Annotated in this window: 9 protein-coding genes and 2 pseudogenes; 10 read left to right on the top strand and 1 reads right to left on the bottom strand. The window is 41.0% G+C overall.

Annotated features, from left to right (window positions below):
* The 5 genes and pseudogenes from IQ457_RS13535 to IQ457_RS12970 form a co-directional block, all read left to right on the top strand.
* Positions 1-181, top strand: a 181-nt coding sequence (locus IQ457_RS13535) for a hypothetical protein (protein ID WP_207161754.1), incomplete at its 5' end; no start/stop codon positions are given.
* A 12-nt stretch (positions 182-193) separates the two neighbouring features.
* Complete coding sequence (locus IQ457_RS12985; protein WP_200663820.1) at positions 194-679, top strand: winged helix-turn-helix domain-containing protein; 486 nt, start codon at positions 194-196, stop codon at positions 677-679.
* 29 nt (positions 680-708) lie between these two features.
* Positions 709-864: a hypothetical protein gene (locus IQ457_RS12980; RefSeq protein ID WP_200663818.1), complete on the top strand. Its 156-nt coding sequence runs from the start codon at positions 709-711 to the stop codon at positions 862-864.
* A 27-nt stretch (positions 865-891) separates the two neighbouring features.
* A pseudogene (locus IQ457_RS12975) lies at positions 892-1,230 on the top strand (transposase); the annotation flags it as partial.
* 17 nt (positions 1,231-1,247) lie between these two features.
* Entirely contained in the window at positions 1,248-2,888 is a 1,641-nt protein-coding gene (locus IQ457_RS12970) for an AIPR family protein (RefSeq protein WP_200663814.1), read from the top strand.
* A gap of 60 nt (positions 2,889-2,948) precedes the next feature.
* Here IQ457_RS12970 and IQ457_RS12965 read toward each other — a convergent pair.
* Positions 2,949-3,605, bottom strand: a pseudogene (locus IQ457_RS12965) (IS1595 family transposase).
* A 76-nt stretch (positions 3,606-3,681) separates the two neighbouring features.
* Between IQ457_RS12965 and IQ457_RS12960 the strand changes: the two are divergent.
* The 5 genes from IQ457_RS12960 (at position 3,682) to IQ457_RS12940 (ending at position 8,848) form a co-directional block, all read left to right on the top strand.
* Positions 3,682-4,092 (top strand): OsmC family protein, encoded by a 411-nt coding sequence (locus IQ457_RS12960; protein WP_200663810.1) that lies wholly within the window; start codon positions 3,682-3,684, stop codon positions 4,090-4,092.
* 36 nt (positions 4,093-4,128) lie between these two features.
* Positions 4,129-4,593, top strand: a complete 465-nt coding sequence (locus IQ457_RS12955; protein WP_200663808.1) for a flavodoxin family protein — start codon at positions 4,129-4,131, stop codon at positions 4,591-4,593.
* A gap of 12 nt (positions 4,594-4,605) precedes the next feature.
* Complete coding sequence (locus tag IQ457_RS12950; protein ID WP_200663807.1) at positions 4,606-5,256, top strand: DUF938 domain-containing protein; 651 nt, start codon at positions 4,606-4,608, stop codon at positions 5,254-5,256.
* 456 nt (positions 5,257-5,712) lie between these two features.
* On the top strand, positions 5,713-7,800 hold the full coding sequence (locus tag IQ457_RS12945; protein ID WP_200663806.1) for a catalase: 2,088 nt from the start codon (positions 5,713-5,715) through the stop codon (positions 7,798-7,800).
* A 265-nt stretch (positions 7,801-8,065) separates the two neighbouring features.
* Positions 8,066-8,848 carry an MBL fold metallo-hydrolase gene (locus IQ457_RS12940; RefSeq protein WP_200663804.1) on the top strand — a complete coding sequence of 261 codons (783 nt, stop codon included), beginning with the start codon at positions 8,066-8,068 and terminating at the stop codon, positions 8,846-8,848.
* Positions 8,849-8,971: the final 123 nt, after the last annotated feature.

Here is an 8,971-nt window from a genome sequence, read left to right as displayed (position 1 = left end):
TGTGAGAGTAGGTCATCGTCAGCTCTCTATTCCGATTACCCCCTTACGTGAATGCGTAAGGGGGTTTTCTTTGTTTGGGTTTTTTAAAAAACCATTAATTGCCTACTCCAACCAATGCTTACTTTACTTATCTAATGCTTACTTTACTTATCTGACGTTATACCAAACCCAAAATATATAGTATCATCCACTTATGACTATACCAATACATAACCTAGAAGACCATGACTTTGGCAAATACTCAAAGACTGAGCGCAATCCCAGAGCCCGACTACGCCTGCTCATCTTATACCAATATAGTATGGGCAAAGCCACTAACGATATTGCCAAAGACCTCTGCATACATCCTGAAACTGCCAGACGGACATTGAAGCGATATTATGAACGAGGACTTGAGAGTCTCTACGATCGTCATCGTCGAGGTCGTCACAGCAAATTGGCAGAAGCAGACACAGCCGCTTTTAAAGCCATGATAGTCTCTGAACAAGAAAAGCGCGCTGGCGGTCGTCTAACAGGCAAAGACATTCAGCAATTGGCTAAAGAACACTACAACGCTCACTACACCGTTAACGGTATCTACGAGCTACTCAAGCGTATTGATATGAGTTGGATAAGTGCTCGTAGTCAGCATCCAAAAGCCGACATACAAGCTCAAGACGCTTTTAAAAAAACTTTATAGCACAGGTTAAGGCGTCACTGCCTACTGATGTGAGCTTAGATCAAGTGGACATCTGGTTTCAAGATGAAACTCGAATAGGACAACAAGGCTCATTGACCAGAGTTTGGCATTACCGCGGTGGGCGACCTCGACTGATCAAGCAGCAACAGTTTCATTCCGCTTATCTGTTTGGTGCCTTTGGGTAAGCGACAAAGAAAGCGGTAGGCTTAGTACTACCTTTCGTTAATAAACACACCATGTTATTGCATATGCAAGAGATTAGTAAAGCCGTTCCAAAAGGACGTCATGCGGTGGTGGTGATGGATGGCGCATTATGGCATCAACCAAGCTTGAATCAGGCTAATGTCACTATGCTTAAACTACCGCCTTATTCACCTGAGCTCAATCCCTCTGAGAGAGTATGGCAGTACCTTAAGCAAAATGAGCTATCTAATCGTTGTTATGACAGTTATGAGGCTATTGTCGATGCCACTTGCTTGGCTTGGAATAATTTGCTTAAACAGCCACAAAGAATTCGGTCGTTAACTGCTCGTGCTTGGGCACAACTTTAATTGTTGGGTTTGGTATTATGTCAATATTTTCAATAGAGAACGGAGTACTTGGAGAAAATATAGATCCCTTTAGAGCTCACCTTAAGGGGGAAGAGTTTGGTATTGATGGAGTAGCTATCTCTATTCAGGGAACGCTTTGCACTGATATTGATGAAGCTATTGAAATTCTTTCTTTAGGAAGAAATCATTCTTCAGACTTCCATTTCTTTCAGTCAAAAACATCAGATAAACTTGACTACGGCAATATCTCAAAATTTCTTGATGCGGTATATGACTTTTTTACAGATCGATCGCATATTACAGGTGAACAATTACAAAATCTTGTTGAAGTAAAAGAGGCAATCTATTCAGCAGCAGCTAAAACGAGTCCTTCTTTAAGATGCTATTACTGTACTACCGGTTCTGGTCAAGCTTCAGAGTTAATAGAAAAATTAATAGAAACGAATAAAATACGTTTGAATGAGCTAAATATTTTTAATGACATCCATATTGAATGTGTAGGCGCCAAAATTATTCAAAATGGCTTTCGTTCGGCAACGAACTCTTCTTCCGCGAAGCTTAATTTTCAAAAAGCGGTCACGATGCCAAACCATGAAAAAGTTGATGAAGCATATATTGGATATGTTCCCGCATCAGAGATTTTGGCAATTGCATTTGGAGAGCCTGATCAAGATGGAGTTCGTCACATTAATAAATCTTTATTTTATGACAATGTCAGAGACTTTAATCCTGAATCTGAAATAAACAAATCAATAATCTCTGACTTAGAATCAGGTGGTAATGCTTCTTTCGTTTTTAAAAATAACGGAATTACTGTTGTTTCGAAAAATATAGATCGTAAAGGAGATATTTTTAGTCTTGAAGATTATCAGATTGTAAACGGATGCCAAACTACAAATATTTTGGCCTATATACCTGAACAAGCCGAAAGTATATTTGTTCCATTACGTTTAATTGGATGTAGCGATACTGATTTTGTATCAAGTGTTATCATAGGTACAAACCGACAAAATGAAGTTAGAGAAGATCAATTTTGGGCACTACGCCCATTTATGAAAGATCTAGAAGAGTATTGCGCTTCTCAAAGTGGTGATGCCCGCATTTATATTGAAAGACGCGATAATCAGTATAGAGATGTTGGAGTTGAACGCACACGAATCCTTCGTCCATCAGATTTAATGAAGGTTGCAGCAGCTATGTTTTTTTATCAACCACATCGTGCAGCGCGTGATCATAGAGGAATACGAAAAGAGTTTGATGGAAGAATTTTTTCAGAAAACCACAATGTTGAGCTTTACCATATTGCTGCTTTGGCATTGTACAAATTTGACTATTTAGTACGCTCAGGAAAAGTAGATAGAACACGAGTTATCTTTCGTTTTTATGCATTGTATGCTTTAGTAAAAAAACATTGGAAAACTGAAGATATATTAGATGCACCGTTAAAATCCCAAAAGAAAGTAACGACTGCTGTATTTGCTATTTTGAATGATAACGATGCATTTTCAGCTCAAATAGAGGAAGTCGCTAGCCATCTAGAAAGCATAATATCAGAGTCGAACATAACTACTCGCGAAAAAATTCGAGACTTTATCAGAACAGAAAGTGTAGTAGACGAGTTCACCCAAAGGTTATTCCCTACTAACAGAAACTCATAGCCCTAGACGAGCTAATTAAAAATTTATAAAAAAAGATTATGGGGCTGTAGTAGATAAGGGTTAAATATCACACCATTTTCTCAGCGTTTTAAGTTGATGAGATGGTGAGCCATAGTTAAATCTAAACTCACACTCTTTTAAAAACAAATGGAAGTTCTTTTTATCGATCCCATTATATTTTCTGAGAGTTCGTTTAGACTGATTCCAAAAGTTCTCAATGCCATTGATATGATTATTTTTACCGCAAGTGAACTCTTTAGAGTGATTGACTCTGAAATGTTTAAACTCGCTCACATCTAATGCATTGTAACTTCGATAACTATCCGTATAAACAAAGCTATCAGGCTTGATTTTACGCTTAATAACAGGTATTAAAGTAGTCTGTTTGGTGTCTGCTACGACAATGGTATAAACCTTGCCATTTCGTTTTAGTATACCAAATACGGCTGTTTTACCAGCAGCTCCGCGACCTCTTTTGCCTTTGCGCACACCGCCAAAGTAACTTTCATCTAATTTGACTTACGCCTAAAAGAGCTCATCAGCTTCTAATGAGAGATGGTAATCTATCACAAGTCTTATTTTATGATAAAAAAGTGCAGCAGTGTTAGGCTGAATATTGAGCAAATCTGAGGCTGTTCTAGCGATTACTTCAGCTGCGTAAAACTCTAAGAGCCTTCGCTGAACTTTTTTACTTAGTTTACAACGGGTTATCTTCATAAAAGTAGTCTAGCATAGTGCTTATCTACTACAGCCCCAAGATTATTTAATAAACATAACTCTAAAAGAGAATTTTATGACAACCTCAAAAGTAACATACCAAGGCGATTTGCGTACTACTGCCACACACTTGCAATCAAACAATGAAATCATCACTGATGCGCCAGTTGATAATCAGGGCAAAGGCGAAGCCTTTTCACCGACTGATTTATTAGCAACCAGTTTAGCAAGTTGTATGTTGACGATTATCGGTATCAAAGCGCGAGATATGGAAATCGATATTGCAGGTACTACTGCTGAGGTGACTAAGATAATGGCTGCTGAGCCAAGGCGGGTTAGTGAAATACATGTGGCGATTAATTTTAATCAAGAGTTGGATGATAAAACGCAAAAAGTATTTTATAACACCGCGCTGACTTGTCCGGTTGCGAAAAGTATTCATCCTGATATCATTCAAAGAGTAACTATCAATTCTAAAAGCTATTAATTCCGAGAACTAGTGACTTCTATAAGGGTGATTGATATGGCAACCAAGACCTTACTCATCGTCGCGCATGCGCCATCACCGAATACCAAAAAACTAGCGCAAGCAGCCTACGATGGTGCCAATCACACCGATATAGATATCAACGTCATACTTAAATATCCTCAAGATACGCAACCTGAAGATGTGTTGGCAGCCGATGCATTATTATTAGGCACGACTGAGAACTTGGCATATATGGCGGGGCTGACCAAAGACTTTTTTGATCGCTGTTATTATCCGGTGTTAGAGAAGAAGCAGGGCATGCCGTTTGCGCTGTATGTTCGCGCAGGTCATGATGGTACGGGTACCAAGCTTGCCATAAAGACCATTACCACTGGGTTGCGCTGGGAATGGATTCAAGAAGCGCTGATTTTACAAGGTGATTGGCAAGAGGTATTTACTGAGCAAGTCGAAGAGTTGGTGATGACACTGGCAGCTGGGGTAGAAGCGGGCATTTATTAATAAGGTGTTTTTATGGTTAAGGATAACTTAGGTAATATAATTTCTAATCTACCATTTTCTCAAGCTTGCGAAAATAATCAGCAGCCAATACTAGAAGTCTTACAGCAAGAGTTAAAAAATTCGCATCATGTCTTAGAAGTGGGTTCAGGAACGGGGCAGCATAGTGTCTATTTTGCGCCGCGTTTGACGCATTTACACTGGCAGACCAGTGATGTGTTTGCCAATCATGCCATTATCAACGCTTGGCATACTGCGTATCCTGCGCCTAATCTATATGCGCCGCTAAGCTTTGACGTAGCGTTTGATTCAGTGCCGATAAATAAGACTATCAATGCGCCTTACGATGCGGTATTTACCGCCAATACTCTGCATATTATGTCTTGGTCGCTGGTTACTCGATTATTTGAAATGGTTGGTGATATGCTACCTTTAGAGGGAAAGTTCATCATTTATGGACCCTTTAACGAAAATGGCCGTTATAGCAGTGATAGTAATCGACAGTTTGACTATAGTCTTCGACAGCGGGATAGCAGCAGCGGCATTCGTGCCTTAGAAGACGTCATTAAAGTGGCAGAAAAACAGCATTTATTGCTCATAAATCGCTATAAAATGCCCGCCAACAATGAGATATTGGTTTTTCAAAAGAAAGCTAACTTACTATAATATTTTAAAAGTATATTTTAAAAACTCACTGCTATCTTTTAAGTCATCCTAAGCATATTTATCCGCTAAAACCCTAAAATGCTTTTTATATCGCTTAATTCACCCTCAAAGATATCTGCTCATCAGCTTTTTCTATCTTTATCCTCATCACTATTTCACTATACAAGCGTGTCTGCAAACAGACGTGATTTGGCTGACGCGTAACCAAAAATCAACACGCTTAACGATATATGTGACATACCTACGGCAGATTTTAAGTAATATGATTGATGAGCTTATCGATGCTGTTATACCTCAATGTCTAACAGCATTCTCATCTATCAAGAAACAATCGCGCTGAACACAGACAATTAAACGACATCTGAAGTCAAAGCTATCTCTAAGGATATAAAACTGTGTTGGTGCTTATTTGGTGGGCTATCTGTAGTCCATTTTACTCATTAGCTAGGATGTTTTATGAAGAAGAATATTGATCATACCGACCCCGCTAAAAATATAAATACCGAACGTGGTAATGGCGGTGAAACGCATCAGCGTGCCGATGATGATACAAGAGCGATGACCACCCAGCAAGGCGTTGTCATTTCTGACAATCAAAACTCGCTTAGAGCCAATACTCGTGGCCCCACGTTATTAGAAGATTTTGTCTTACGCGAAAAAATTACGCATTTTGATCATGAGCGTATTCCTGAGCGTGTGGTGCATGCGCGTGGTAGTGCCGCCCATGGTTATTTTGAGCTGACTGAATCATTAGAAGAGTATACAACCGCAAAAATTCTTACCGAAACGGGTAAACAGACGCCTTTATTCACCCGTTTTTCTACGGTAGCCGGTAATAAGGGCTCAAAAGATACGCCGCGTGATGTGCGCGGTTTTGCGGTGAAGATTTATACCGAAGAGGGTAACTGGGATATCGTCGGTAATAATATGCCGATTTTCTTTATTCAAGATGCGATGAAATTCCCTGATTTGGTACACGCGGTGAAGCCAGAACCAGATCGCGGTTTTCCGCAGGCGGCCTCTGCTCATGATACCTTTTGGGATTTTGTCTCGCTTAGCCCTGAAACCATGCACAATGTCATTTGGCTGATGAGTGATCGCGCGCTACCGCGTAGCTTTGGTATGATGGAAGGCTTTGGTATTCACAGTTATCGTTTTATTAATAAAGATGGCAAGAGCACCTTTGTACGTTTCCATTGGAAACCAGTCCTTGGCGTACAATCGCTGATTTGGGATGAAGCAGTCAAAATCTCGGGCGCCGATCCTGATTATAATCGCCGTGATTTGTTTGAAGCGATTAATAATGGCGATTATCCAGAGTGGGAGTTTGGTGTTCAGTTATTTACTGAAGAAGAAGCCAATGAGTTCCCATTTGATCACTTAGACGCGACCAAACTGATTCCAGAAGAGTTGGTACCCGTGCGTATCGTAGGTAAAATGGTACTGAACCGTTATCCAGATAATTTCTTCTCTGAGACTGAGCAAGTGGCTTTCTGTCCATCACATTTGCCACCGGGCATCGACTTTAGTAACGACCCGTTATTGCAAGGTCGCTTATTTAGTTATCTAGATACGCAGCTGTCGCGTTTGGGCTCGCCAAACTTTGCGCAGATTCCGATTAATGCGCCAAAATGTCCGTTTGCAAATAATCAGCAAGACGGTCATATGCAAATGCAAATACCGAAAACTCGTACTCTGTATGATCCACAAAGTTTAGATCCTGAGCGCCCACGTGAAAGCGTAAAAAAAGGCTTTGAGTCGTTCCACGAGCAGCTAGATGATGGCGTTAAAGGCCGCGTGCGTGCTGAAAGCTTTGCGGACCATTATAGTCAACCGCGTATGTTCTATCGCAGCCAGACGCCAGCTGAGCAAGCTCATATCGCCTCTGCTTACGCGTTTGAGCTTGGCAAAGTAGATACCCCTCATGTACGAACACGAATGCTTGGTCATTTGGTGAATATTGACGAAGACTTAGCAAATCGTGTGGCAACAGCACTAGGAATGAAGCTTCCAGAAGCTATAGAACCAGCAGCGCCAGTACAAGACTTGCCAACCTCTGAGCCATTACAAACCATTGGTCGAACGCCAAAGAGTTTAAAGGCACGTATGATTGGTATTTTAGTCGCTGAAGGCTCAAAGCATAGTGAGATTAAGAAGTTTGAAGAGGCGGCTATGGCAGAGGGTGCGCGCGTTAAGATTGTGGCACCAAATAAAGAAGTCACTTTAGATGATGGCACTATCATACAAGCCGATGAGCGTGTCGCTGGTGGTCCGTCAGTCATGTTTGATGCCGTGGTGAGTATCATCATGCCTGACCAAGCGAAGAAGCTGGCTAAAGACAGCGCAACGTTGGATTGGTTCAATGATGCTTATGTGCACTGCAAAGCGATTGCTTATTGCGGCGCGACCGATGAGTTTATCTTAAGCAAACTACCCGTTGAAAAAGATGCGTTTGTGACGCCCCTCGCTGAGCTTGATAGTTTTATTGAAAATGCCAAATCACGTTTGTGGGAGCGTGAGCCAAAGGTACGCGACTTGGCTTAACTGTTCGTTTATTTTAATAACTAGCTTTTTTAATAATAGAAAACTCAGCCGCTGCGCTGGGTTTTTTATTGGGTAACATTTTAAATATCCTATGCATGCCTTATCATCGATTTATCTCTAGTCACAAGCGTTCACTCAAAGGCATTTATTTTAGGATAGCGAGCGTTATACTAAAGGATAAGTTTTCATCGTATTAGCAATAAGATTAATAAATAATTCGTTAATGAACCATAGGAATGACAAGATAAGCGGCCAAGGAAGATAAATGAGTTTATGTCAAATCGTACGTTTGGATGGCTATATTCAAAGTAGCTATCTGGCGGTTTATCCAGATAAATTAATGCTATTGGACGGCGGTTGTCGCCCTGATGTGGCGCTGGTGTTGGATTATATTAAAGATACGCTAAAGCGTCCTATTACTGATTTAAAAGTAGTGGTCGTTACCCATATGCATCCAGATCATGCAGGCGGCGCGCATAAGCTTAGAAAAGCCACTGGTTGCTTGATTGTCTCGGCTGCTAGAGAAACGCAGTGGTATAGCGGTATCGGCGGGCAAGTCATGCATTTGATTGATTTAGGCCTGGCTCACTATGTGGCCAAGCGACAAAGACGTCCTTTTAAAAGGCTATGGTATCCTGCGCATCTACAGCCTGATTTGACGGTCAGTGATGGCGATACCATACTGCATTTTGATGATTGGCAGGTGTTTGAAACGCCAGGACATACAGATCGTGATTTATCCTTATTTCATCTGCCAAGTCGTGAGGTCTATACCGCCGATTTAATCATCAAGCTGCGCCATAAGTTTGTCGCGCCATTTCCTATTTATGATCCCAAAGTTTATATCAAGTCGCTACAAAAGGTAAAAGACTTACAACCGTCTAATGTCATGATGGCGCATGGTTATGAGTTGGGTATCGATGCTGCAACTTTTGACAGTCTAATTGCGCAAGCACCTAAGCATCGGCGCACCATCAAAGATACCATTAAACATAAATTGCTTTGGCGCCAAGATGATGGCTTTAGCCTCCGTAAGCGTAAACGTTGAAAGCTAAAAACGTTTACGCTATAAACTAAAGCTTCACCAACATAAAAAGAGCATAGAAAAAAGCCCAATCATTAAATGACTGGGCTTTCTTAAATATGGTGGGCCGACCGCGACTCGAACGCG

Source organism: Psychrobacter sp. M9-54-1 (assembly GCF_016613355.1).
Classification (GTDB): Bacteria; Pseudomonadota; Gammaproteobacteria; order Pseudomonadales; family Moraxellaceae; genus Psychrobacter; species Psychrobacter faecalis.
Note: the sequence above shows the minus strand (reverse complement) of the source record. Positions and strands in the feature narration are given on the sequence as shown.